The organism is Herbaspirillum sp. BH-1, from assembly GCF_002870055.1.
GTDB classification, from domain to species: domain Bacteria; phylum Pseudomonadota; class Gammaproteobacteria; order Burkholderiales; family Burkholderiaceae_D; genus Herbaspirillum; species Herbaspirillum frisingense.
In genome coordinates this window covers 37,615-61,178 of record NZ_PKOI01000006.1, presented here as the reverse complement: position 1 = coordinate 61,178, position 23,564 = coordinate 37,615, and the positions used below count along the sequence as shown (strand labels likewise).

Here is a 23,564-nt window from a genome sequence, read left to right as displayed (position 1 = left end):
AAAGGTCTGCCGTCTTGCCGTCCAGCCTTCTGCTGTTGGCTCATCCCACCGGAGTCGCCCATGTCCGCCCCCTCGTCCGCCCACGCCGGCAGCACGACCATTCCTGCCCGCCTGGACCGCCTGCCATGGTCGCGCTGGCACTGGCGCGTGGTCATTGCACTGGGCGTGGCCTGGGTTCTGGACGGGCTGGAAGTCACGCTGGTCGGCTCACTGGGCAGCGTCCTCGAACGCTCCGATACGCTGGGGCTGGATGCGGCGCAGGTCGGCTGGACCGGCTCGCTCTACATCGCCGGCACGGTGCTGGGGGCATTGCTGTTCGGGCGCCTGACCGACCGCCTGGGGCGCAAGCGCCTGTTCATGCTGACCCTGGCGCTGTACATGGCCGCCACGCTGGCGACCGCCTTCGCACAGGACTTCCTGTTCCTGGCCCTGTGCCGCTTCGTCACCGGCCTGGGCATCGGCGGGGAATATGCGGCCATCAACTCGGCCATCGACGAACTGGTGCCGGCGCGGGTGCGCGGCCGCGTGAACCTGATCATCAATGCCAGTTTCTGGATCGGCGCGGCACTGGGCGCCGGCCTGTCGCTGGTGATCCTGGACCCGCGTGTACTGGGTGCGGCGCTGGGCTGGCGCGCCTGCTTCCTGCTGGGGGCGGTATTGGCGGTGGCGATCCTGCTGGTGCGCCGGCATGTGCCGGAAAGTCCGCGCTGGCTGCTCATGCATGGGCATCACGAGAAGGCCGAACAGGTGGTGCGGGAGATCGAGGCACAGGTCGCGGCTGAACACGGTCCATTGCCGGCGCCGCTGCCTGCCGATACCTCGCCGGGTGCCAGTACTGGTACCGGCATGCTGCCCTGGCGCGAGATGGCACAGGTGCTGCTGCATCGCTATCGCCAGCGCAGCCTCATGGTGGCGCTGATGATGGTGGCCCAGGCTTTCGTCTACAACGCCATCTTCTTCACCTATGCGCTGGTGTTGACCCGTTTCTTCCAGGTGCCGGACCACCGCGTGGCGCTCTACATCTTCCCCTTCGCGCTGGGCAATGTGCTGGGGCCGCTGGTGCTGGGCCATCTGTTCGACAGCATCGGCCGGCGTCGCATGATCGCCGCCACCTACCTGCTCTCCGGCGCCGGACTGGCGGCCACCGCCTGGGCCTTCCAGGCCGGCCTGCTCGATGCGCTCGGGCTGGCGCTGTGCTGGAGCGCGGTGTTCTTCGTGGCATCGGCGGCGGCCAGTTCGGCCTATCTCACGGCCAGCGAGGTATTCCCGCTGCGCATGCGGGCCATGGCCATTTCGATCTTCTATGCCATCGGGACCGGGGTGGGGGGATTCATCGCGCCGCTGCTGCTGGGCTGGCTCATCGTCAGCGGCGACCGTCATGCGGTGGCGGCGGGTTATGCACTGGGCGCATGCCTGGCCCTGCTGGCGGGTGCCTGCGCGCTGCGCTGGGCGGTGGATGCGGAACGGCGCACGCTGGAAGACGTAGCGGAGTGGAAGGACTGATCGCCCCGCTAGGCCAGGACCTTCTCGGCGATGCCTGCCCCCAACGGCGCCAGCAGTGCCTGCAATTCTTCTTCGCCGAACTTGATGGTGGTGGTGTCATCCCGCCCCAGCATGCCTTCGGCCAGGGCCGACTTGCGCGCCTGCAGCTCCAGCAGGCGCTCTTCGATACTGCCCTCGATGACCAGCTTGTAGACGAACACCTGGCGCGTCTGACCCAGTCGATGGGCGCGGGCGATGGCCTGCTCTTCCACGGCCGGATTCCACCAGGGATCGACCAGTACCACGGTATCGGCAGCGGTCAGGTTCAGGCCCACGCCGCCGACCTTCAGGCTCACCAGCATGAGCGGCACCTGTTGTGCCTGGAAGCGTTCAATCACGGCACCACGGGCGGCCGGTTCGGTGTCGCCGGTCAGCATCAGGCAGGGTAGCTGCAAGGCCTGCAGCTCGCTGTCGATGAGCCGCAGCATGCTGGTGAACTGCGAGAACACCAGGATGCGGCGCCCCTCGGCCACCAGCGCCGGCAGGGTATCGCGCAACCACTCGATCTTGGCGCGCTCCAGCCCCTGGGGCATGCGTCCCTGCTTGAGCAGGTAGGGGTCGCAGCAGACCTGGCGCAGCTTCAACAATGCATCCATCACGCTGACCTGCACACTGCCCAGGCCGCGCCGTTCCAGGGCGCGCCGCACCTGCTTGTCGGCGGCCACGCGCACGCTTTCGTAGAGTTCCCGCTGGCGCCCCTGCAGTTGCAGGCGCTCCACGATCTCGATGCGGGCCGGCAATTCCTGCAGCACGTCTTCTTTGCGCCGGCGCAGGATGAAGGGGCGCACCCGCTGCGCCAGCAGTCGCGCGCGTACGGTCTGGCCCTGCTGTTCGATGGGCTTGCGCCACAGCCGCGCAAAGCTGCGCGCATCGCCGAGAAAGCCCGGCATCAGGAAATGGAACTGGCTCCACAGCTCGCCCAGATGGTTTTCCAGCGGCGTGCCGGTCATGCAGAGGCGATGGCGGGCATGCAGTCGGCGCGCGGCGGCGGCGCTGCGGGCGCCGGCATTCTTGACGGTCTGGGCCTCGTCCAGCACCAGCAGGTGAAAACGCAAGGACAGCAGCGCATCCAGATCGCGCCACAGCAAGGGATAGGTGGTCAGCACCAGGTCGGCCTGGCCGGCGGCAATCGTGGCGACGTGGCGGGCGCGGTCGTCCCCGTGCAGCACCACCACGCGCAGTGCCGGCGCAATGCGCTGCGCCTCCTGCTGCCAGTTGAACAACAACGAGGTCGGTACCACTACCAGCGCCGGCAGGTCCAGGCGAGCGGCCTGCTGCTCGATCAGCAGGTGGGCCAGCACCTGGGCGGTCTTGCCCAGGCCCATGTCATCGGCCAGGATGCCGGCCAGGCCGTGCTCACGCAGGTATTGCATCCAGGCCACACCTTGCAGCTGGTAGCCCCGCAGGCGCAGACCCAGCCCCTCGGGTGCGGCCACCGGTACGACGCTGCCGGCGGCGCGCAGGCGCTGCGCCAGTTGCAGCACGCCGGTCGCGCCGCTCATATGCCAGGGCTGGCCACCGTCGAGGGCCTGCAGCGCGCCATGCAGGCTGTCGAGGCGGTGCGCATCCCAGGGGGTCAGGCGCAGCGGACCGTCCTGGCGCTTGAGGTCGATCAGCAGATCGAGCAAGGCCAGCACCACCGCCTTGAGCGGACCGGCCATGGCATCGATGCGACGCCCGCCGGGAGCGCGCAGGGAAATCACCGCATGCGGGTCCATGCGCTCGACCTGTTGCGCATCGGCCCAGCGCGGGTCGCGCCGCAGCAGGTCGGCCACCATCGGCGCCACGTCCATGGATTGCCCATCGACATCGATGCCGATGGACAGCAACCAGCGGCCGGTCGGATCCAGGCCATCGAAGACTTCGCTGGAAAAGGCACGGGGCAACAGGGGCGCGGCCACTTCGCGACTGACGACTTCACCGGTGTCGGGGCTGACGATGATGCGCCAGGCAGTTACCGGTACGCTCTCGTGGGCGAAGCCGGGGCGCAGGCGCAAGACCCAGCCCATCTGTTGCAGGCGTGGCGCCTGGTCGGCCCAGAAGTCGCCGAAGAATTCTTCCTGCACCAGCGTCCAGAGTGGGCCGGCGTCGTAAAGCGGATTGCTGGCGCGCCATTGCAGGGCATCTTCGCGCAGGGGCAGGAGGCCCATGTCGCGGATGGTCTCCAGCGCCAGTGCTTCGGCCTGGGAATCGCGCACGATGTGGGCCGGCGTGTAGCCGGCTTCGTCCTCGGCGTGACCTGTCGGCGCCGGCGTGCTCCAGCGCTGCGCCCCATCGCCATAGACCCAGTCGATCTGCGCCACCGTGACCAGGGCGCCACGCGGCCCGAACAGGCCATGGGCGCGCATGCCCAGCAGCCCCTCGCCACGGGTGAGGGACTGCAGGGTCAGGCGCGGATGGAAGGCACTGGGAGAAGGAGAAGGCGAACTGGACATGCGGCCTAGGAATGTCGACAAAGCGGCCATTGTAGGGTGCTTCGCGGGCTAGGTGCAGCAGCGGGGGGCAGGTGCGCGACAGAAAAGACGATGCGACCCGGGAAGACGGCAGGCCGCTTACCTGGCCGGCGGAGTGATGCAGAAGTCCAGCATGCCGAAGGGGGTGCGCCCTTCGCCGGTGGCCCATACCCACACCGCCCAGCACAACAGGCCGCACACCAGCAGCAGGGCCAGCACGATGTGCAGTCCGGAGGCCTTGCGCAAGACGTCTTCGACGCGGTCAAAGAGGGCGGTCATGGATGAGCTGGGGAATAAGGAAGTGGAAAGTGGGACGCGGGGAGAAAAGGAACAACCAGCATTCTAGCCAAGGCCGACGGCCGATGTAATGGGACAAATTGACGCAGTGTCAGGCTGGCAATATCGGGAAACATTGACGCAACCTGCTCTGCCTGCTCTGTTACCCTAGAGCACTTCACTCCCTACCCACACACCTTCACGCCATGACTACCGCCCTGCTCATCATCGATGTCCAGCACGCCCTGTGCACCGGTCCCGACGCCGTCGTCAACGGCGAGCTCACCATCGCCAACATCAACCTGCTGTCGCAGAAGGCGCGTGCCGCCGGGATGCCGGTGATCTTCGTGCAGCACGAGGACCAGGGTGCGTTGCTGCAGGGCAGCCCCGGTTGGCAACTGGCATCGGGCCTGCAGCGGCATGCGACGGATGTGGACGTGCGCAAGCGTGGTTCGGATGCCTTCCATCACACCGGGCTGGAAGCGCTGCTGCGCTCGCTGGGTGTGACGCAACTGGTGGTGTGCGGCATGCAGACCGAATTCTGCGTGGAATCCACGGTGCGGCGCGCGCTGGCGCTGGGTTTTCCGGTGACGCTGGCGGCCGATGGTCACACCACCGCGCCCAACGGCGTGCTGTCGGTGGCCGATGTGGTGGCGCATCACCACGCCACGCTGTCCAACCTGGGGGCCTATGGCGTGCGCACCACCATCACGCCGGTGGCCGAGATCGCCTTCTGATCGCGGTGACGCCCTCAGAAGCGCTGCGCGCTGAAGGGTGACAGGTCGATCTCGGGGGCTTGCCCGGTCAGCAACTGGGTGACGATGCGACCGGTGCGGGCCGAGCAGCCCAGTCCAATGTGGCCGTGACCATAGGCATGGATGATGTCGTGGCTGGCACGGGCGTGGCCGATGCAGGGCATGCCATCGGGCGTGCTGGGACGCCGGCCCAGCCAGAATTGCACATCCTCCGGGGCCAGTGTGCGGGGCAGGCCGGGGAAGAGCTTGAGGGCGATGTCGCGCATGATCTCGCCGCGGCGCCAGTCCGGCGCAGCTTCGAAGGAGGCGAATTCCACCTGGCCGGCGATGCGCAGGCCGGTTTCCATCTGGGTGGCGATGACCTTGAATTCGGACACCATCATCGGCGTGCGGGCAGTGGCCTGCAGTTGCTGACCACGGATCACGGCGTGGTAACCCCGCTCGCTCTCCAGTTGCACGCGGTCGCCGGCCTGGGCGGCCAGGGCCTTGGAGCGTGCGCCGGCAGCGATCACGGCGGCATCGCAGGCGATCTCGCCCTGGTCGGTCAGTACCGCCTTCAGGCGCCCCTGCTCGACCCGGAAGCCGCTGGCGCGGCCGCTGATGCGCGTGGCGCCGCGGGCCAGCGCATAGGCTTGCAGTGCCTGCATGTAGGCGCCAGGATTCTTGCAGTGACCGGCCTCGTCCACATGCACCGCGAAGCCGAAGGCCGGATCGAGATCGGGCTCGCGGCGACGCAGGCTCTCGCCTTCCAGCTCCTGCCAGGTGATGCCCAGTTCGCGCCGCACGCCCCAGCCGAAGGCGTCGTTGTCGAAGTGCCGGCGCGAGCGATAGATGTGCAAGACGCCCGAGGTATCGATCAGGTGGGCCACGCCGGCACGGCGCGCCACCTCCAGGTGCAGATTGCGGGCATCGGCCACCAGCGTACGCAGGGCGCGGGCGGTGGTGCGGATGCGATCACGCCGGGCGCTGGCCAGGTTGCGCAGCAGCCAGGGCGTCAGACGGGGCAGGTAGCGCCAGCGGATCGATAGCGGGCCCAGCGAGTCCTTCAGATAGCCCGGTACTTTTTTCCACATGCCCGGCTCCACCGGGGGAATCACCGAATGCGAGGACAGCCAGCCGGCATTGCCGTAGCTGGAGGCTTCTTCGCTACCGGCCTCGTTGAAGTCCAGCAGGCTGACCTGCAGGCCCTCGTCCAGCGCGTGGATGGCGCTCATGAGCCCCACGGCACCGGTGCCGATGACGACGACGTGGCGGGGAAAGACAATTTCCTGAGAGGTGGACATGGGCGGATGTGCGGAATAAAGCAGCATGATACGAGAACTTGCCGGCGGGTGTCTGATAGACGTCGCGGTCAGCATTGATCAGGTCCGGCAGACCGATCCGGATCAAGGCGGGCTGGATTGACCCGCTGCACGGCGCCGCCTAAGATCGGCATCCGGCATTCCCTTAGGCCACCCTCATCACCATCCACAGGAGAACGAGCATGATCGACCACACCGGTATCTTCGTCAGCGATTTCGAGAAGAGCAAGGCTTTCTACCAGGCGGCACTGGCCCCCATCGGCTACACCCTGGTGATGGAATTGTCGGCAGCGGTGACCGGCCATACCGATGTGGCGGGCTTTGGCGAGAACGGCAAACCCGACTTCTGGATCAGTCGCGGCACGCCCAACCAGCCGCCGCTGCACATCGCCTTCCGCGCCGAGACCCGTGCTCCGGTGGAGGCCTTCCACGCGGCAGCACTGGCCCAGGGCGGGCGCGACAACGGCGGCCCGGGCATTCGCGCCCATTACCATCCGAATTACTACGGCGCCTTTGTCCTCGATCCGGACGGGCACAACATCGAAGTCGTCTGCCATTGCCCGGCCTGAAACAGATGCGGCACTGTTGCGCTTGACAGCATCACCGGAGCGGCGGAGGCTGGCATGCGCCGGCCCCGTTGCCGCCCGCAGCCCGTCACCATCCATCCGCCAGCCCAAGGAGACCCGCATGAGCCAGCCCCATACCGTCAAGATCTTCCGCGTACTGCGGGCCAAGCCGGAGCGCGTCTATCGCGCCTTTCTGGATCCCGACGCCATGGTGAAATGGCTGCCACCCCATGGCTTCACCGGCAAGGTGCATCACATGGATGCGCGGGTCGGTGGCTCGCACAAGATGTCGTTCACCAATTTCAGCACCGGGCAGTCGCACGCCTTCGGCGGTACCTATGTGGAGCTGGTACCGCATGAGCGCATCGTCTACACCGACAAGTTCGACGATCCCAATCTGCCGGGCGAGATGAAGGTCACCATCAGTATCGCCGCCAACCTGGTGGGCAGCGAACTGACGGTGGTACAGCAGGGCATACCGCCGTCGATCCCGCTGGAATTCTGCTATGCCGGCTGGCAGGAATCATTGCAGCTGCTGGCGCAACTGGTCGACCCGGAAATCCCGGACGGCGCCTGACGTCGCTGCGTCATTGCCCCTGCGCAGCGGCTTCGTTGTAACGCAGCGTGCGTGGCTGGTAGGGCTGGCCGTTGATGCGCCGCAACTGGTGGAAGTGCGCACTGACGAAGCGCTCGCTGAGGATGTCGTGACGGGCGTCGTAATAGACCGAATCCACACCCAGCAGGCCTAATACCGTGTGTTCCATCTGGTCGGTCTGGTAGGGGCGGTATTCGAGCTGGGCTTTTTCTTCCGGGCTCTTGCCGGTGAAGGAGCGGGTCCACGCCAGCATCGGGATCTCATAGCCGGTGGCATCGGCCACCGACTGGCCGGCGTGGTTGCGGGTGTGGCCGACCTCCTGCGCATGGTCGGAGCTGAAGAGCAGGCTGGCATTGTCTTCGCGGGCATCGTTCATGGTCAGCCTGAGCATGCTGCCGAGCACGTAGTCGTTGTAGGCGATGGCATTGTCGTATTCGTTGCGCAATTGCCGTATCCAGGCCGAGCGATCGGCGTTCTCCAGCCGTTCGGCCACGCTGTCGCGCAGGCTGTCGAAGCGGGCGTACTGGCTGGGATAGCGCATGTCATAGGTGGGATGGGCGCCCAGCAGGTGCACCACGATCAGCTTCTTCGGGGCCGGGTCCTGCAAGGCGGCTTCCAGGGCCGGCAAGAGGTTGCCGTCGAAATTGTTTTCCCCGCGCCCGGCCCCCTTGTTGATGAAGACCTGATGATCGGCACGGCGCGAGACCAGCCCCAGCCAGCCGTCATTGGGTGGCTGATTGGATAGCCAGTGGATGCGGAAGCCGGCCTCGCGGGCCAGCATCAGCACGTCCGGCTTGCGGTTCCAGGCCTGCGGGTCGTTCAGGTCGGCCGGAGTCAGCATCTTCATCAGCGAGGCCATGGTGGCCGGCTCAGAGGAGACCACGTCACGGAACACGATCAGGTCCTTGCGCATCGCCTCCAGCGTGGGCGAGGTCGCACGCTCATAGCCATACAGCGACATGTTGGCGCGGTTGAGGCTCTCGCCGATCACCCACACCACGGTGTTGCGTTCGGGGCCGTGGTAACGCACCTGCCATTCCGACTTTTGCGCCATGTTGCGCGCCACGTTCTCTTCCATGCTGGCGGCCTGGGCCATCTGGTCGCGGTAATCCAGATAACGGATGGGCCAGAACAGCAAGGGATTTTCCTTGGCCATGGTCGGGTTGAAATGCAGCGCGATGAAGATCGCCAGCAGACTGCCGACCCCCGCCACACCCCGCCAGCGCCAGGCCGGTGCCGGCTGGCCCGCCTCGCTGCGGCGCAGGCGGCGCTCGGCCAGCCAGACGGCAGCCCACGTCAGCAACAGCAGTCCCGCTGCCTCGGCCACGTCGCGCCCGTTGTGGCGGAAGAATTCGCTGCTCTCGGCGGGGTTGGTATTGAAGATGGCCTGCAGCACCAGTACCGGATTGGGGCGCAGCCCGAAGTAGTCGCGCAGGAAGCCCTTGATGGCGGCGTCCAGCAAGAACAGGCCGATGATGCCCAGGCTTGCCGCCGAGAACCAGGCGGGCCGACGGCGCAAAGCGGGGATCGCCAGGAACAGGCCGGCGATCCCGGGCAAGGCCGTGGCCATGAGCACGCTGCTCTTGGCCAGCTCGTTGGCGCTGATGCGACCCAGCGCCCAGAACACCGCCAGGCCGGCCAGGCCCAGCAACAGTCGTTTGAGCAGTTTGTTCAATGCTGTCTTTCCGCCGCCCAGTCGGCAATATGGCTGTCATCGGGAAATGGATGGCGGCACCGGCGCTCCCCTGCGCCGGTCACCGGTGCAGGGGAGCGCCGGTGCCGCCACGGTGGCCTGTCACATCCTTCACGTTTCACGCACGCAGTCTGCGCGATAGGACAAGCTCAGCGATAATTTGTTTCCAGGCCGCGAGGATAACATTGCATAACAGGCAACCGCGTCCGGTGCAGATTTTCCAGCGACATCCCCCTATCGAAAGGAACACCATGCGTACCCTCCCCCATCGCCTCTGCGTCGCGCTCATCGGTCTGTCGGCCTGCGTGGCCGCCCTGTCGCCGGCCTCGGCCCAGGGCGTCTATGACGACTGGTCCTCGGTCAAGGCGCCGGCTGCGCCGGCACTTTCGCACATCACCGTGGACCCGTCCACCACCGCCCTGCTGGTGCTGGACTTGGCGCGCCAGACTTGCCACCCGGATACCCGGCCGCGCTGCGTGGCCATGCTGCCACGGGTCGCCAAGATGCTGGCGCTGGCGCGGGAGAAGAAGATCACCGTGATCCATACCCTGGGCGGTGCCAGCACACCGGCCGATGTCTGGCCCGAGGCGGCCATGCAGGCGGGCGAGCCGCTGTTCAAGTCCGGCCCCGACAAGTTCCTCAATACTGACCTGGAAAAGACCTTGCGTGACAAGGGCATCAAGACCGTCATCTGCATCGGTGCCGCAGCCCATGGGGCGGTACTGCATACGGCCTCCAGCGCTGCGCTGCGTGGCTTCGACGTGGTGGTGCCGGTGGACCTGATGGCCTCCGACACCCCCTATGCGGAGCAATATGCGGCCTGGCACCTGGTCAATGCGCCGCGCCTGGGCGAACGCGTGAAGCTGACCCAACTGAGCTGGATCAACTAGGCGAAAAAAATCCCGTCCGGCAGGGCCGTGACGGGATGGCAGCGGGACGGCCGTGTGGCTTATGCCGACAGCAGCACGCGCTCGTTGCCGCGCAGGCGGAAACGTCCCACCAGGCCGGCCAGCTGGTCGGTCTGGTCGCGCAGGGAGTGAGCGGCGGCGGCGGCCTCCTCCACCAGCGCGGCATTCTGCTGGGTGCCTTCATCCATCTGCGTGACGGCATGGTTGATCTCGTCGATGCCGCGACTCTGTTCCCGGCTGGCCACCGCGATCTCGTTCATCAGGGTCGCCACGCGGGCCACCGAATCGACGATCTCGTGCATGGTCTTGCCGGCCTGGTCGACCAGGTCGGCGCCGGTGGCTACCTGCTGCACCGATCCCTCGATCAGCTCCTTGATCTCGCGCGCCGCTGCGGCCGAGCGCTGCGCCAGGCTGCGCACCTCGGTGGCTACCACCGCGAAACCGCGTCCCTGTTCACCGGCACGGGCCGCTTCCACCGCCGCATTGAGCGCCAGGATATTGGTCTGGAAGGCGATGCCGTCGATCACGCCGATGATGTCGGCAATGCGCGAGGAACCCAGGCGGATCTCGCCCATGGTCTGCACGACGCGGTCGACCACCGCGCCACCCTCGCTGGCCAGACGCGAGGAGGTTGCCATGAGTTCATTGGCCTGGTTGGCATGGTCGGCGTTCTGACGCACGGTGGAGGTCAGTTCTTCCATGGCCGAGGCGGTCTCTTCCAGACTGGAAGCCTGCGACTCGGTGCGCGATGAGAGGTCGGCATTGCCGCTGGCGATTTCGCCGGAGGCGGTATTGATGATGGCGATACTGCGATGCACCTCGCCCACCATCGTGCCCAGGCTCTCGGTCATGTGGTTCAGCGCCAGCATCAGCTGGCCGGTCTCGTCACGGCCATGCACCTTGACCTGGCCGGTCAGGTCATTGTCGGCCACGCGACGTGCCAGTTGCAGAGCCTCGACCAGGGGACCCGCCACCACCCGGGCGATGGTCACGGCCAGTATCAGGCCGATCAGGATGCCGGCGGCCAGCACGCCGATGATCCAGTTCTGCGAGGTGTTGTAGACGCGGTCAGCCTCGGTGTTGGCGGCTTCCTTTTGTTCGATGTTGGCCAGGCGCAGGGTCGAGAACTGCTTTTCGATGGCGCGATAGGCCTTCAGCGAGTCACCCTTGGTCAGGGCCAGCGCCTCTTCCTTGTGATTGTCGTGGGACAGCGCGATGATCTTCTTGTGCTCGACCAGATAGGCGGCCAGGGTCTTGCTGAGCTGGTCGAATGTGCTGGCCTGCTCCGGAGTGAGGTCGAGCTTGCGGTATTGCGCTTCCAGATTGCTGAATTCCTGGTAGCGGTCGGCCAGCGCCTTTTCCAGCGTGGCCATGGTTTCCTGGTTGCCCAGGATGTGCTGGAACTCGGTGGAGCGCACCCGCACCAGCGTGCGTTCCAGCATCAGGCTGATGCGTATGCTGGGTTCCCACTTGTGGGCGATTTCGGTGGCCGTGTCATTGACCTTGTCCATCTGATACAGCGAGAAGATGCCAAGCGCTGTCATCAGCCCCAGCACCGTGACGAAGGAGAGCAACAGCTTGGTTGCGATCTTCCTGTCCATGAACCATTTCATTGTGATATCCCTTTCCTGTCCAACCCCACCTATCGGTCACGGAGAAAATCCGAAGGCCTGAGAAGATTGGCTTTTCGATATTTCCTCTTGCGCAAAACAAAAGGACCCAGCCCGTGTCACGGACTGGGTCCTGGAGACGCCGCCCAACCGGCCGGCCCTCCATGTCGGCAGACTCAGGCGAAGTCGAACAACTGCGCCGCTGTCTGGCCGGTGATGAGACGACGGTCCTGCTCATCGCTCACCAGATCCTCGAATCGCCGCCAGCTGTCGGCATAGTCGGTCATGCTCTCATGCTGGGTATGCGGCCAGTCACTGCCCCAGAGCAGGCGCTCCGGCCCCAGATGCTGGCGTAGCAGCGGCCAGGCCTGGCGCGCAAAACGCGCGCCGCCCTCACTGCCGCCATTGCGGTACTGCGCCGACAGCTTCACCCACACCAGGCGCGAGGCACCGGTGGAGAGCAGGTAACGGAAACCCGGATCGTCCACGCCCAAACCCGGATCGACCCGACCGAAGTGATCCACCACGACCTTCATGCCCAGTTCCAGCAAGGGCTCCAGCACCCGCGGCAGGTCCACCGCCTCGCGATGGATCTCGACCTGCCAGCCCAGTTGCGCGATATGCCGCAGGGTGTCGCGCCAGGCGCCCTTGAAATCCGGCAGCGGTGCGCCCCCCACCAGATTGAAACGCACGCCGACCACGCCGCCTTGCTGCAAGGCCAGCAGGGCTTGCTCGTCGATATCGGACTCGACCATGGCAATGCCGCGCAGTCGGTCCGGTGCGCGGGCGATGGCCTGCAGCATGTAGCTGTTGTCGCTGCCCAGGAAACTCGGCTGCACCAGCACGCCGTGACTCATGCCCTGCGCATCCAGCCGGGCCAGGTATTCGTCGACGGTGATGTCGTAGGCCGGGGTGTAGCGACGGCCATCGGCCATCGGCAGGCCACGCGCAAACACGTGCGCGTGGGTGTCGATACGCAGACCGGTGGCGATGGCCGCTGTGCTCATGCTGCCGTTTCCATGCTGCGGCCCTTGGTTTCCGGCAGCATCAGCACGGCTACCACCACCAGCGAATAGGCAATGGCGGCGTCGATGCCGATGGCCTGGCCCAGTGGCATCGAGTCACTCATGTGACCCACCAGCACCGGGAAACCGGCCGAGGCCACGCGACCGAAGTTGTAGCAGAAACCCACCCCGGTGCCGCGGATGCCGCTCGGATAGAGCTCGTTGAACAGCGCGCCCAGACTGGCCGGAATACCGGCTGCAAAGAAGCCCAGCGGGAAACCGCAAACCAGCATCTGCGTGTCGGTCAACGGCAGGAAGATGTAGCACAGCACGGTCAGCACGCAGCAGATGGCAAACGAAGCCACCGTACGACGGCGACCGATGCGGTCCAGCAATTGCGAACTGGCGATGCAACCACACCAGAAGGCGACGATGATGACCGCCAGATAGCCCCCGGTGGAGAGCACCGACAGGTGCTTCTCGGTCTTGAGGTAGGTCGGCAGCCAGGTCATCAGCGCGTAGTAACCCCCATGGGCGCCCACCCCCAGCAGGCTGCCGATGATGGTCAGGCGCAACACGTCGGGGCGGAAGATGCCCAGCAGGGTGCTGGCGGCAGGCTTGCCGGCAGCGGCCTTGCGGCCGGCCAGGAAGGCATCGGTTTCCGGCACCGAGCGGCGCACGTACACCACCAGCAGTGCCGGCAACAGACCGATGACGAACATCACGCGCCAGGCCATTTCCTGCGGCAGCAGCGAGAACAATACGGAGAACAGCAACACCGCGCCGCCCCAGCCGACGGCCCAGGCGCTTTGCACCGTGCCCATGGCTTTGCCGCGATGTTCGGCGCGGATGGTCTCGGCCATCAGCACGGCACCGGCCGCCCATTCGCCGCCGAAACCGAAACCTTGCAAGGCCTTCAACACCAGCAGCTGCGGATAGCTCTGGGCAAAGGCGCTCAGGAAGGTGAACAGCGAGAACCAGATGATGGTGATCTGCAGCGTCTTGACGCGGCCGTAGCGGTCCGACATCGCGCCGGCAAACCAGCCGCCGATGGCCGAGGCCACCAGCGTGGCGCCGCTGATCAGGCCGGCATCGGCCTTGCTGAGGGAAAAGGCCGCGATCAGCGCCGGAATGGCCAGGCTGAACATCTGCACGTCCAGCGCATCCAGCGCCCATCCGCTGAAGCAGGCCCAGAAGGTCTTGCGTTCCTTGGCAGTCACCTGCCGATACCATGAAAACATTGTCTCGTCCTCTAAGCTGAAGGCGCGCAACCGGTGCGATCCCCTCCCGGCAATGGCTGGGGAGGGATGAACGGAAGCGCGAAGCTGATTGAATTATCTCGTTGATTACTCATATAGACATATATATGAGTTGGCGTAAGATAACACAGGCAGGTGGCCTCAACAATCCTCATCGGCGCGTGGCGCAATCGCCCATGGCGAGGCCGTTTCGGGTAGCCGCCATGGGTCAGCTGCATCATCGTGGCGACGCAGCGACAAGGCAAGGGAGGCGGCGCTGTACCTGCCGGGGCCGGGCCGCACTGTTCACCCCGCCGTTGTGGGCAAGCCGCGCCACGGGTAGACTGAGCCCCTTTCATCCATGCAAGGCCAGTTCCACCATGCCTGACCAGTCCGTCGATGGGCGCCTGCCGCTTTATCTCCAGTTGCGCGACCTGTTGGCCGCGCAGATCCGCGCCCAGAAGTGGCAACCGGGTCAAGCCATTCCGTCGGAAGCGGAGCTCAGCCAGACCCATCAGATGGCAGTGGGAACGGTGCGCCGCGCCATCGAAACGCTCATCGCCGAAGGGCTGGTGGAGCGCACGCATGGCCGGGGGACCTTCGTGCGCAAGGCGCGCTTCGACAATTCCTTGTTCCGGTTCTTCCGTTTCGAATCCGCCGAGGGGCAACCGCTGGCGCCCAGGAGCGTCATCGTCGGCCGCAAGACCATCGAGGCGCCACGCCAGGTAGCCGAGGCCCTGCACCTCAAACCCCATGCCCGGGTGATCGAACTGCTGCGTCTGCGCACGGTAGACGATCAACCGGTGCTGGCCGAGAACATCTATCTCTGCGCGCAGCGGTTCAAGGCCCTGGCCGACAAGGCGCCGGAAGATTTCGGCGACCTGCTCTATCCGCTATATGAACGTGAATGCGGCCTGATCGTGGCCTCGGCCCGCGAGACCCTGACGGTGGAAACGGTGACGGCGGCGCAGGCGCGCCTGCTGGGCTTGAAGGAAAAGACGCCGGTGGTGGTGATCGAACGCATCGCCTTCGGTTCGGACGGAACACCGCTGGAGTGGCGGCAGTCCAGGGGTGCGGCGAGCAAGTTCAGGTATAGCGCGGAGATTCGCTAGCGGCAGCTGCCGGGACGCTACTTGCGTCGACCCTGGGTCAGCCGGGCGACCCGTGGTTCCCGGATTTCAAGTATGCGAGGCGGGCGCGCTACATCGTTCGTCCCGGCCCTTACCTCGGCCAGCAGTTCCGGATGCTTGCGCAGCAGGCGCAGCAACAATACCAATGCGCGTGGTGGCTTGATCTTCCCGGCCTCGTAGCGGTTGAAGGCATTGATGCCGCCGCCGAACAGCAGGCTGGCTTCGCGCTGGCCCAACTGCAGGAGCTCGCGTGCCTCGATGATCTCGGACGGATCGATGAGGCCGGCATTGACCTCCTTGTTGAAGGCCAGTGCCTCGGAAGAGACTCTTTCTTCCTCCGCAGGCAGGGGCAGGCATTCACCGCAGAGCGGGCAATAGTCACCTGTGACGTCCACGATGAGGGTGGTCTCGCCCTTATAGGTATAGGGCAGGTCTCGGGTGGCGCGAACCATCTCGGCACCGCCGCAACTGGGACAGTTCATCTCATCTCTCCTTGAACGATACGATCAATACGTCATCCAGCACGGTCAGCTTGATATACAGCACGCCATGACGGGTCAGCGGGCAGTACACGTCATGCCAGATCCGGTGATCCAGGTGGCTGGTCATGCTCTTGTAGAAATCACTGCTCGTGAGCGCGGCCACCACTGCGGTCATCTCCGATTCGTCCATGCCCAGTGCTGCGGCGCCCAGGATGGCCGTCGCAGTTTTGCGGATTCGTCCCTGGGCGAGCAGTGAATGGATTTGATACAGCTTGCGGTGAGGCGTGTGCTTTTCCATTTGCATGGTAACCATCCTGGTTACATAAACCAAGGTGATATGGGCGAAAGTTGTTCGAGAAAACTGCGCAACAAGGTCAGCTACGACTGATGTGTGCAGCAGGAGAGGTGGAGCGAAGGTGGGAGTGTGGTGCGAGTTGTGCGGATTTCAGACAGATGGTTTGAAATCCTGAGGAGATCTCGTTTACTATCGTCACTCAGCCCATCACTTCCCGCACCATGAATCTGAAGCGATCCATCACCCGCAAGTCCACTGCCCTCCCGGCGGCAGGCGCGCGCGCGTGCGGGCTGAATACCAAAAAACGGCATCTCCGCTGACGGGGATGTCACGTCCCGTCCGGCGGATCGCCTGGCGGGACTGGATCGCAGCAGCATTTCCCCTTTCAGACCTCGCCCGGCAGCGCCGGCGGAACGGCTTTCTTCAACCGTTCTTCCAGAGGTACTCATGCAAAACAGTTTTACCGGACTCCAGATAGCCGGCGCCTTTCCCGCCACCGCCGACAAGGCGCTGCAGCTGTACGCCGACGCGCAATACGCCAGTCCCTACGCCATGTCGGTCTTCGTGGCCCTGCGCGAAAAGCAGCTGCCCTTCACGCTGCAGACCGTGGATCTCGACGCCGCCGCCAACCTGGCACCGGCCTATGCCGAGCTGTCACTGACGGCGCGCGTGCCGACGCTGCTGCATGGCACGCTGGCGCTGTCGGAGTCCTCGGCCATCAACGAATACCTGGATGAGGTCTTCGCCGGCCCGCGGCTCTATCCGCAAGATCCCGTGCAGCGCGCACGGGCGCGACAGGTGCAGGCCTGGCTGCGCAGCGACCTGATGCCGATTCGTGAAGAGCGCAATACGCAGGTGCTGTTCTATGGCGCGAAGAAGGCGCCGCTGACGAGGGCGGCCCAGGCCGCGGCGTCGCGCCTGTTCCGCTTTGCCGAGAGCCTGCTGGCGCCGGGTGCGTCCTGCCTGTTCGATGCATGGAGCATCGCCGATACCGACCTGGCGCTGATGCTCAACCGGCTGGCCCTGCATGGTGACCCGGTGCCGGAGGCCCTGCTCCGTTATGCACAGGCCCAGTGGCAACGGCCGGCCGTGCAGGAATGGGTAGCGTTGCAGCGCCCACCACTGGCAGACTGAGGCAAGCCACCGGGTTTCATGACCCATGAAAAAGGGGCGACGTCCTGCGACGCCGCCCCTGCCCTACTCCCCCCTGCAATATCGTCAGGCCAGCGCCTGCGCGCGCGGACGGGCCAACGCAAACACCACCGCCACGGCCACCAGATCGAACACCGCCAGCAGCACAAACAGCGGGCCATAGCCGATCTGCGTGACTAGGATGCCGAACAGCAGGGTGAACAAGGTCGCCCCCAGGTAGCCACTCATGCCGGTCAAGCCAGTGGCGGTCGCCACTTGGTTGCGGGTGAAGACGTCGGAAGTGATCGAATACAGCGCACCCGACAGCGTCTGGTGGGCGAAACCACCAATGGACAGCAGCGCGATAGCCACATAGGGACTATCCACGAAGCCCACGCAGGCCGGCCCGATCATGGCCAGGCTGCCCACCAGCATGACCAGCTTGCGCGAGGTGAACAAGGACACATTGAGATGCTTGTGGAAGAACGGGCTCAGGTAGCCCCCCAGCACACAACCGATGTCGGCGGCCAGGAAGGGCAACCAGGCGAACATGGCGATTTCCTTGATGTTCATGTGGCGCTCGGTCGCCATGTACAGGGGAATCCAGGCATTGAAGGTCTGCCAGGCCGGCTCCGAGAGGAAGCGCGGAACGGCGATCGACCAGAAGTTGCGGCTGCGCACGATGAGCGTCCAGCTCTCGCGCTGTACCTTCTCGGGCGATTTTTCCTGGCCGTCCAGTATGTAGGCACGTTCTTCCGGCGACAGCAGCTTCTGATCCCGCGGGTTCTTGTAGAACAGCATCCACAGCACGAACCAGATCACCCCCAGCACGCCCACCACCACGAAGGACATGCGCCAGCCGCCGTGCAGGATGGTCCACACCACCAGGGGCGGCGCGCACAGGGCGCCGATGGAGGAACCGATGTTGAACCAGCCGATGGCCACCGAGCGCTCCTTAGCCGGGAACCACTCGGTGGAAGCCTTCACCCCGCCCGGGATGCCAGCCGCCTCGGTCACGCCCAGCAGCGCCCGGAAAAAGGCCAGGCTCTGCCAGCCGGTGGCCATGGCAGCAGCGGCGCACACCAGCGACCAGGCCAGCGCGAAGATGCCGAAGCCGATCTTGGTCCCTACCGCATCAAGGATGTAGCCCGCCACCGGCTGCATGAGGGCATAGCAGATCTGCCACGACACCACGATGTAGGAATACTGCTGGGTGCTCATGTCCAGCTCTTTCATCATGGTCGGTGCGGCCACCGACAAGGTATTGCGGGCCAGGTAATTGACGATCAGGGCCAGGGTCACCAGGGTGACCATGTACCAGCGGATTCCTCTTACGTACTTCATGGCGTCTCCAAAAGGATTTTTATTCAAATGGGCAGTACTGCAGCAGGCCGTCCCTGCTGCGCGCGACGCCGGACAGGCCGGACGACGATGGATGACGCGCAGGGATACAGGCCCGGCCGTCCTGAGGACGGGCGCAAGCTTGAGAGAAACCAGGCGGGTCTTGGGGTCATACCGGTCTCCACGCTGGCTGCTGTCGTCTTTTTTTATGGCTGCAATTATACGATGTCGTATAAGTTAAAGTGCAATTAGTCCGACTAATTTCAAATGCAGGTGGACAACTTTAATGATCGACGCCCATGAAGTCAACCGGATTCGCGCCATCTGCCAGCCTGGAAGCGCTTTTTAACGCGGTTTTCCGCTCGGTTGCACGAATTGCAACAGCTTTTGGTCGCGCTGGCTTGCACAGGCAAGGCGAGTCCTTCATAGTGTCCGGAGAAGAACTCAACGGCAGCAGTCATCGTACATGTCAGAATCCCGCACACCGCCGCCCCCTGTTCCAACGCCAGCGCCCGGCCAGCTCAGCCGCTCCGAACATATCTGCAAGCAGATCATCGCCGCCATCCTGCGCGGCGAACTGGGCGAGAACCGCCGTCTGCCGACCGAGGTGGAACTGGCACAGCGCTACCAGGCCTCCCGCACCACGGTGCGCGAGGCGCTGTCGCGGCTTCGCTCGGAGGGCATCGTGGTATCGCGCCGCGGCTCCGGCAACTATGTGCAGCGCCTGCCGTCCCTGCAAAACAGCGTACCGGCGCAGATCGCCAGCATCCACGACATGGAGCGCTACTACGCCTTTCGGGAATGCGTGGAAGTGGGCGCGGCCGGCATCGCCGCCCAGGCGCGCCAGGAAGACGACGTGCGCCTGATGCACGCCTGCCTGCAAGCCTTGCGCAGTGCGCAACTGAAGGGGCAGACCGGGGTCGAGGAAGACCTGGCGCTGCACATGGCCATCGCCCGCGCCAGCCGCAACCCCTTCTTCATCTCCACCATCGAGCATGCGCTGGGACCGATACGCCAGTGCATGGAGCTGGCCCGGAATCTGGGCTCGCCCCAGGACAGTGTGCGCATCCAGACCATCGACGATGAGCACCAGGCCATCGTCCAGGCCATCGCCGAGGGGTCGCGCGAGCGGGCCGAAGCGGCCATGCGCGGACATATCGGCCTGGCGCGGCTGCGCATCTTCGAGGGCGGCTGAATATCAGGCCGTCAGGCCTGGCGCTGCACCTCGACCGACACGATCTTCACGCCCGGCAGGCTCTCGAAGCTGTGCCGCCCGGCATGCCCGGGCTGGGCATCGGTGATCAGGGTCCAGGGCTTTTCCACCGGGGTCCAGTGTTGCTGGCTGTCGCGATTGAGCTTGTCGGCCGTGACCAGCACGAACACCGTGGCGGCCTGGCGGATGATGCATTCCTTCAGATAGGCCTGTTCCACCGTGGCTTCGCACAGGCCGCGCCCGGCCACCACGCCATCGGCACCGAGGAAGGCCTTGTCGAAGGTCAGGCGGGTCAAGCCCAGCTGGGCGATGGGCCCGAAGGTACTCATGCTGGTGGGACGCACATCGCCGCCGATCAGGGTCACGCCGACCTGGCTGCCGGCCAGCGTCTGCACCACCAGCAGGTTGTTGGTGATGACCTGGATACCGGTGCGCGGCGCCAGCGCCTTGGCCAGGGCCGCGGTGGTGGTACCGGCATCGAGGAAGACGGTATCGCCATCGGCCACGCAGGCGGCGGCCGCCGCACCGATGGCATCCTTCTCGGCCTGGAAGCTGTGGCTGCGCTGCTCCAGCGACTCTTCCGGCGCATGCAGGCTGACCGAGGCGGCGCCGCCATAGGTACGCAGGATCAGGCCCTCATCGGCCAGTGCGCGCAGGTCGCGACGCACGGTGACTTCGGAGATGCCGAAGTGGTCGCACAGGGCGCCCACTTCCGTCATCCCCGAGAGGACGGCCTGGACCATGGCCTCGCGGCGGCGGGTAACTTTCATAGGGTGCAGTCTTGGGTTGTCGTTGCCGCCATCCCGGCGGGGATGGCAGGCAAGGAGTATACCGGCTTCCGCAGGCGCTCCACCGCTTCCGGGACTGCGCCGGTCGTGTTGCTCAGGCCGGTACGGTGGTGGCGCTGCGTGCCAGCATCTGCCAGCCCTGCCCCTGGCTGACCCAGCACAGCAATACCTTCAGGTGGCCCGTGCTCTTCTTCTCGTCGTTGTTGACCACGTCATAGGTGTGCCGCACGATGCCGGTGCTGCCCGCCACCTCCACCGTCTGCGCCGAGGTACGCACACTGAGGTAACGCTGCTTGCCGGCGATGGCCTCCAGCAACACCGCCTTGGTCCACACCCGGCCATCCGAGTGGGAGTAGGTCATGCGCTCGTGCAGCAGGCTCTGCAGGGCCGGGCCGTCGCCCTGTTCCAGCGCCTGGCGCAGCGCCTCACTGGCGGCTTCCAGCGAGGCCGCATCGGCTGCCGTGGCCGCCATGGCCGGCGTGCTCGCACCGGCGGCGGCGATTCCTGTTCCCAATGCCACGAGGGCCTCCCTGCGGGTGATGGTTTGCTTGTTCATGCTTGTCTCCTGCGAATAAAGTAATCAGGCCGCAGCCGCTACCGGTTGCGCGACCCAGGCTTCATCGACGGTCACGTACTTGATGTTCTGGCGGAAGTAGGTATAGGCGATATGCAGCCTGCCATCGGCCGACTGCACGATGGAGGGATAGGAATATTCGCGATTGCGCTTCTCGGCCGAATTGTTGGTCATGCAGTAGCCATCGCCCACTTCCAGGTTGCGCATCAGCGGCCAGCTGCGGCCGCCATCCTGGGAGATGGCCAGCGTCATCGGCGCGCGCGGTGCACCCCAGAAGGCCGTGCCGCGCTGCGAGGCGGACTGCGTGACCAGGCTGCCGCTGTCTTCCGAGTCCTCGATGTCGTCATACAACGAAGCGCGACGTTCAGTGCTATTGGCTGCGCTGCTGTGGTTGAACACCAGTCCCAGGTGGCCATTGGCCAGCGCCACGAACTGGATCGAGGAATTGTTGTTGGGCAGGTCCAGCGGCTGCGGCGCGCTCCAGCTGATGCCATCGGCCGAACGACTGCTGTAGATGTGGTCGGCCCAACGGCTGCGATACAGCGCCAGGAAGCCACCGTCCTTGAGCGGCTGGATGTTCATGTGTACGCAACCCACGCTGGCCGGCACCTCATGCGCACGCCAGTGCTGGCCGCCATCGGTGGAACGCATCACCACGCTGATGTCGTCATTGCCGGACCAGCGCTCACCCTCGGCCACGCGGCACATGAAGACCGGACACAGCCAGGCGCCATCGGCCGCCACCACGATGGGCTGGCGCACGAAGGTGCCGGGCGTGTCGAACAGGGTCTCGATCGGGCCCCAGGTCCGGCCCAGGTCACCGGAGACGCGGCGACGCACGATGGACGTATTCTGATGGCCCGACAACTGCGCGGTATAGATCAGCCACAGCTTGCCATCGGGCGCTTCGAACAGCACCGGGTTCTGCTCGGAGCGGCTGGCATCTTCCGACAGGCGCACCGGCGCGCTCCAGGTATCGCCACCGGCAACCAGGCGCGACAGGTAGATCGAGATATCGGGAATACCCTCCTGGGTGCCGCCGAACCAGGCGCACAGCAGGTCGCCGTTGGACAGCGCGATCAGGTTGGCGGCGTGGTTCTGTACGGTCAACGCCGGCAGGTGCGCCTCGCGGCGGGCAGTGTCGCCTGCGGCCTGGCTGACCTGGCCGACGGCGGGGGTGGACTGGTTCATCTTGTCATCCTCTTTCTTGACTGGGAGCGGTTCAGTGCTGCTGCCGGCGGCCGGCGGCCAGCTCGGGCGCGCCAGGGTGCGGAGTAGCGTGCTCGGTGGCATTGGGCGCAGCCGGGAAGATCAGCCGCTCGATCACCATCACGATGGCCGGCGCCACCAGGGCGATATACATGTTGTCGATGCCGAACGGGTTATCCAGCAGGTACCAGACGGTGGTCGCCACGGTGGCCAGCACCAGCGCCGAGATGGCACCACGGCTACTGTTGAAGAACGGCAGGTAGATGCCCATCAGGGCCACCACCGTCACCGTCAGGCGCAGCGCCCGGGTGAAGAAGGACAGCGCCAGGATCTGCGGCACGAACAGCACGAAGATCAACGGCACGAAACCCACCACCAGCGAAATCCAGCGGGTCGCTGCCAGCTCGCGCTCGGGCGAAGGCTGGAAGCGCGGTACGTAGAAATCCTTGACGATGAGCGAGGCGATGGCCAGTGCCACGGTACTCACGCTCACGAAGATCGAGGCCACCAGCGACACCGTCACGACGCCCGCGAGCACCGGATGCATATGCTGCAGGAAGATCGGCAGCGCATACAGGCCCTTGATCTCCGGGAACAGGAACTTGGCCGCCACGCCCAGCAGGCCCAGGGCCAGCGCGATGGGCAGGCACAGTGCGGCGGCCACCAGGGTGGCCTTGCGGGCGTCTTCGCCGGAGCGCGCACCGGAGATGGCCTGGATGATGAACTGGGTAGAGAAGATCGCGCCCGAGGTACCGATGATCCAGGCGCCGATGGTGCCGCCGTTCAAGGCGCCCTTCCAGGTGAAGTAATGCTCGGGCATGGTGCTGACCATGGGCGCGATGCCGCCGGTCAGGGACAGTGCCACCCACACCAGGATGCCGATGCCGAGAATCTTCATGGCACTGTGGAAGATGGTCACGTAGAGCACGCTCTTGAGACCGCCGTAAGCGAAGTAGATGGTGCTGACGATGGCGGTGATGATGGCGGCAGTCGGCAGGTTGACCTTGAGCACGGTGGAGATGGCCGCCGCGCCGCTGACGTAGTTGCCGACGTTGACGATGAAGAGGGCATAGATCATCACCGCCGAGACCACCAGCTTGGCGGTCTTGCCGTACTTCTGGGCGACGAAGCCGGAGATGGTGAATTCACCCGACTTGTACAGGCGCTTGGCCATGAACAGGCCGAACAGCAGGAAACCGATGGCCGCCGCGATCACCGACCAGGAGGCAGCAATACCGACATTGAAGGCCTCCTGGGAGGTACCGATGGTGGACTTGGCGCCGATGAATTCGGACATCAGCAGGATGGCGATCACCACCACCGGGGCGGCGCGGCCGGCCACCATGAATTCGCCGGTGGTCTTGCTGCGCAGGCGGATGCTCAGCCACGAAGTGGCGGCGATGTAGACGACGACCATCGCGATGATGATGGTCGTGTCCAATGCTCCAAACTGGTTCATT

General features: G+C 65.2%; 21 protein-coding genes and 1 pseudogene. 8 read left to right on the top strand and 14 right to left on the bottom strand.

The window, feature by feature from the left end:
* Positions 1-60 precede the first annotated feature (60 nt).
* Positions 61-1,503 (top strand): MFS transporter, encoded by a 1,443-nt coding sequence (locus tag HBH1_RS10075; RefSeq protein WP_199181561.1) that lies wholly within the window; start codon positions 61-63, stop codon positions 1,501-1,503.
* 8 nt (positions 1,504-1,511) lie between these two features.
* Here the strand turns inward: HBH1_RS10075 and HBH1_RS10070 are convergent, their stop codons facing one another.
* Together HBH1_RS10070 and HBH1_RS10065 are read right to left on the bottom strand one after the other, a co-directional pair.
* Positions 1,512-4,007, bottom strand: a complete 2,496-nt coding sequence (locus HBH1_RS10070; protein WP_102662653.1) for a DEAD/DEAH box helicase — start codon at positions 4,005-4,007, stop codon at positions 1,512-1,514.
* An 87-nt stretch (positions 4,008-4,094) separates the two neighbouring features.
* Positions 4,095-4,274 (bottom strand): metallothio multi-domain protein, encoded by a 180-nt coding sequence (locus HBH1_RS10065; RefSeq protein WP_102662652.1) that lies wholly within the window; start codon positions 4,272-4,274, stop codon positions 4,095-4,097.
* A gap of 203 nt (positions 4,275-4,477) precedes the next feature.
* Between HBH1_RS10065 and HBH1_RS10060 the strand changes: the two genes are divergently transcribed.
* Complete coding sequence (locus HBH1_RS10060) at positions 4,478-5,008, top strand: cysteine hydrolase family protein (RefSeq protein WP_102662651.1); 531 nt, start codon at positions 4,478-4,480, stop codon at positions 5,006-5,008.
* A gap of 14 nt (positions 5,009-5,022) precedes the next feature.
* Here the strand turns inward: HBH1_RS10060 and HBH1_RS10055 are convergent, their stop codons facing one another.
* On the bottom strand, positions 5,023-6,309 hold the full coding sequence (locus tag HBH1_RS10055; RefSeq protein ID WP_102662832.1) for an NAD(P)/FAD-dependent oxidoreductase: 1,287 nt from the start codon (positions 6,307-6,309) through the stop codon (positions 5,023-5,025).
* Between the two features lie 200 nt (positions 6,310-6,509).
* Here HBH1_RS10055 and HBH1_RS10050 point away from each other — a divergent pair, with 200 nt between their 5' ends.
* The gene (locus HBH1_RS10050) at positions 6,510-6,896 is read left to right on the top strand and encodes a VOC family protein (protein WP_102662650.1); all 387 of its coding nucleotides are present in this window, start codon (positions 6,510-6,512) and stop codon (positions 6,894-6,896) included.
* A 118-nt stretch (positions 6,897-7,014) separates the two neighbouring features.
* On the top strand, positions 7,015-7,470 hold the full coding sequence (locus HBH1_RS10045) for an SRPBCC family protein (RefSeq protein WP_006461196.1): 456 nt from the start codon (positions 7,015-7,017) through the stop codon (positions 7,468-7,470).
* 10 nt (positions 7,471-7,480) lie between these two features.
* Here HBH1_RS10045 and HBH1_RS10040 read toward each other — a convergent pair whose 3' ends face one another.
* Complete coding sequence (locus HBH1_RS10040) at positions 7,481-9,163, bottom strand: phosphoethanolamine transferase (protein ID WP_102662649.1); 1,683 nt, start codon at positions 9,161-9,163, stop codon at positions 7,481-7,483.
* A 269-nt stretch (positions 9,164-9,432) separates the two neighbouring features.
* Between HBH1_RS10040 and HBH1_RS10035 the strand changes: the two genes are divergently transcribed.
* On the top strand, positions 9,433-10,071 hold the full coding sequence (locus tag HBH1_RS10035; RefSeq protein WP_102662648.1) for a cysteine hydrolase family protein: 639 nt from the start codon (positions 9,433-9,435) through the stop codon (positions 10,069-10,071).
* Between the two features lie 59 nt (positions 10,072-10,130).
* Here the strand turns inward: HBH1_RS10035 and HBH1_RS10030 are convergent, their stop codons facing one another.
* The 3 genes from HBH1_RS10030 to HBH1_RS10020 form a co-directional block, all read right to left on the bottom strand.
* Entirely contained in the window at positions 10,131-11,702 is a 1,572-nt protein-coding gene (locus tag HBH1_RS10030; RefSeq protein ID WP_102662647.1) for a methyl-accepting chemotaxis protein, read from the bottom strand.
* A 173-nt stretch (positions 11,703-11,875) separates the two neighbouring features.
* The gene (locus HBH1_RS10025) at positions 11,876-12,706 is read right to left on the bottom strand and encodes an amidohydrolase family protein (RefSeq protein WP_102662646.1); all 831 of its coding nucleotides are present in this window, start codon (positions 12,704-12,706) and stop codon (positions 11,876-11,878) included.
* Entirely contained in the window at positions 12,703-13,944 is a 1,242-nt protein-coding gene (locus tag HBH1_RS10020) for an MFS transporter (RefSeq protein WP_102662645.1), read from the bottom strand. The genes HBH1_RS10025 and HBH1_RS10020 overlap by 4 nt, the downstream gene beginning before the upstream one ends.
* A 377-nt stretch (positions 13,945-14,321) precedes the next feature.
* Between HBH1_RS10020 and HBH1_RS10015 the strand changes: the two genes are divergently transcribed.
* On the top strand, positions 14,322-15,053 hold the full coding sequence (locus tag HBH1_RS10015) for a GntR family transcriptional regulator (protein ID WP_006461190.1): 732 nt from the start codon (positions 14,322-14,324) through the stop codon (positions 15,051-15,053).
* A 104-nt stretch (positions 15,054-15,157) separates the two neighbouring features.
* On the opposite strand, the pseudogene HBH1_RS10010 reads toward HBH1_RS10015, so the two are convergent.
* Positions 15,158-15,553 (bottom strand): annotated as a pseudogene (locus tag HBH1_RS10010) (type II TA system antitoxin MqsA family protein); the annotation flags it as partial.
* Between the two features lies 1 nt (position 15,554).
* Positions 15,555-15,851 (bottom strand): type II toxin-antitoxin system MqsR family toxin, encoded by a 297-nt coding sequence (locus tag HBH1_RS10005; RefSeq protein ID WP_102662643.1) that lies wholly within the window; start codon positions 15,849-15,851, stop codon positions 15,555-15,557.
* A 444-nt stretch (positions 15,852-16,295) separates the two neighbouring features.
* Between HBH1_RS10005 and yfcF the strand changes: the two genes are divergently transcribed.
* On the top strand, positions 16,296-16,982 hold the full coding sequence (gene yfcF, locus HBH1_RS10000; RefSeq protein WP_166757997.1) for a glutathione transferase: 687 nt from the start codon (positions 16,296-16,298) through the stop codon (positions 16,980-16,982).
* Positions 16,983-17,066: 84 nt separating this feature from the next.
* Here yfcF and HBH1_RS09995 read toward each other — a convergent pair whose 3' ends face one another.
* On the bottom strand, positions 17,067-18,323 hold the full coding sequence (locus HBH1_RS09995) for an MFS transporter (protein WP_039873717.1): 1,257 nt from the start codon (positions 18,321-18,323) through the stop codon (positions 17,067-17,069).
* A gap of 463 nt (positions 18,324-18,786) precedes the next feature.
* Here HBH1_RS09995 and HBH1_RS09990 point away from each other — a divergent pair, with 463 nt between their 5' ends.
* Complete coding sequence (locus HBH1_RS09990; protein WP_102662642.1) at positions 18,787-19,515, top strand: FadR/GntR family transcriptional regulator; 729 nt, start codon at positions 18,787-18,789, stop codon at positions 19,513-19,515.
* Positions 19,516-19,526: 11 nt separating this feature from the next.
* On the opposite strand, the gene HBH1_RS09985 is transcribed toward HBH1_RS09990, so the two are convergent.
* The 4 genes from HBH1_RS09985 to HBH1_RS09970 all read right to left on the bottom strand — a co-directional run bounded on the left by HBH1_RS09985 (position 19,527) and on the right by HBH1_RS09970 (position 23,563).
* Positions 19,527-20,303, bottom strand: coding sequence for a DeoR/GlpR family DNA-binding transcription regulator (locus tag HBH1_RS09985; protein ID WP_102662641.1), 777 nt, complete (start codon positions 20,301-20,303; stop codon positions 19,527-19,529).
* Between the two features lie 112 nt (positions 20,304-20,415).
* Positions 20,416-20,877, bottom strand: coding sequence for a nuclear transport factor 2 family protein (locus HBH1_RS09980; RefSeq protein WP_102662640.1), 462 nt, complete (start codon positions 20,875-20,877; stop codon positions 20,416-20,418).
* Positions 20,878-20,901: 24 nt separating this feature from the next.
* The gene (locus HBH1_RS09975) at positions 20,902-22,086 is read right to left on the bottom strand and encodes a sialidase family protein (protein WP_102662830.1); all 1,185 of its coding nucleotides are present in this window, start codon (positions 22,084-22,086) and stop codon (positions 20,902-20,904) included.
* Positions 22,087-22,117: 31 nt separating this feature from the next.
* Positions 22,118-23,563, bottom strand: a complete 1,446-nt coding sequence (locus tag HBH1_RS09970) for a sodium:solute symporter family protein (protein ID WP_102662639.1) — start codon at positions 23,561-23,563, stop codon at positions 22,118-22,120.
* Position 23,564 lies beyond the last annotated feature (1 nt).

Coding starts and splice junctions, on each gene's coding strand:
- HBH1_RS10075 (WP_199181561.1), top strand. CDS start 61: ATGTCCGCCCCCTCGTCCGCCCACGCCGGCAGCACGACCATTCCTGCC.
- HBH1_RS10070 (WP_102662653.1), bottom strand. CDS start 4,007: ATGGCCGCTTTGTCGACATTCCTAGGCCGCATGTCCAGTTCGCCTTCT.
- HBH1_RS10065 (WP_102662652.1), bottom strand. CDS start 4,274: ATGACCGCCCTCTTTGACCGCGTCGAAGACGTCTTGCGCAAGGCCTCC.
- HBH1_RS10060 (WP_102662651.1), top strand. CDS start 4,478: ATGACTACCGCCCTGCTCATCATCGATGTCCAGCACGCCCTGTGCACC.
- HBH1_RS10055 (WP_102662832.1), bottom strand. CDS start 6,309: ATGTCCACCTCTCAGGAAATTGTCTTTCCCCGCCACGTCGTCGTCATC.
- HBH1_RS10050 (WP_102662650.1), top strand. CDS start 6,510: ATGATCGACCACACCGGTATCTTCGTCAGCGATTTCGAGAAGAGCAAG.
- HBH1_RS10045 (WP_006461196.1), top strand. CDS start 7,015: ATGAGCCAGCCCCATACCGTCAAGATCTTCCGCGTACTGCGGGCCAAG.
- HBH1_RS10035 (WP_102662648.1), top strand. CDS start 9,433: ATGCGTACCCTCCCCCATCGCCTCTGCGTCGCGCTCATCGGTCTGTCG.
- HBH1_RS10030 (WP_102662647.1), bottom strand. CDS start 11,702: ATGAAATGGTTCATGGACAGGAAGATCGCAACCAAGCTGTTGCTCTCC.
- HBH1_RS10025 (WP_102662646.1), bottom strand. CDS start 12,706: ATGAGCACAGCGGCCATCGCCACCGGTCTGCGTATCGACACCCACGCG.
- HBH1_RS10020 (WP_102662645.1), bottom strand. CDS start 13,944: ATGTTTTCATGGTATCGGCAGGTGACTGCCAAGGAACGCAAGACCTTC.
- HBH1_RS10015 (WP_006461190.1), top strand. CDS start 14,322: ATGCCTGACCAGTCCGTCGATGGGCGCCTGCCGCTTTATCTCCAGTTG.
- HBH1_RS10005 (WP_102662643.1), bottom strand. CDS start 15,851: ATGGAAAAGCACACGCCTCACCGCAAGCTGTATCAAATCCATTCACTG.
- yfcF (WP_166757997.1), top strand. CDS start 16,296: ATGCAAAACAGTTTTACCGGACTCCAGATAGCCGGCGCCTTTCCCGCC.
- HBH1_RS09995 (WP_039873717.1), bottom strand. CDS start 18,323: ATGAAGTACGTAAGAGGAATCCGCTGGTACATGGTCACCCTGGTGACC.
- HBH1_RS09990 (WP_102662642.1), top strand. CDS start 18,787: ATGTCAGAATCCCGCACACCGCCGCCCCCTGTTCCAACGCCAGCGCCC.
- HBH1_RS09985 (WP_102662641.1), bottom strand. CDS start 20,303: ATGAAAGTTACCCGCCGCCGCGAGGCCATGGTCCAGGCCGTCCTCTCG.
- HBH1_RS09980 (WP_102662640.1), bottom strand. CDS start 20,877: ATGAACAAGCAAACCATCACCCGCAGGGAGGCCCTCGTGGCATTGGGA.
- HBH1_RS09975 (WP_102662830.1), bottom strand. CDS start 22,086: ATGAACCAGTCCACCCCCGCCGTCGGCCAGGTCAGCCAGGCCGCAGGC.
- HBH1_RS09970 (WP_102662639.1), bottom strand. CDS start 23,563: ATGAACCAGTTTGGAGCATTGGACACGACCATCATCATCGCGATGGTC.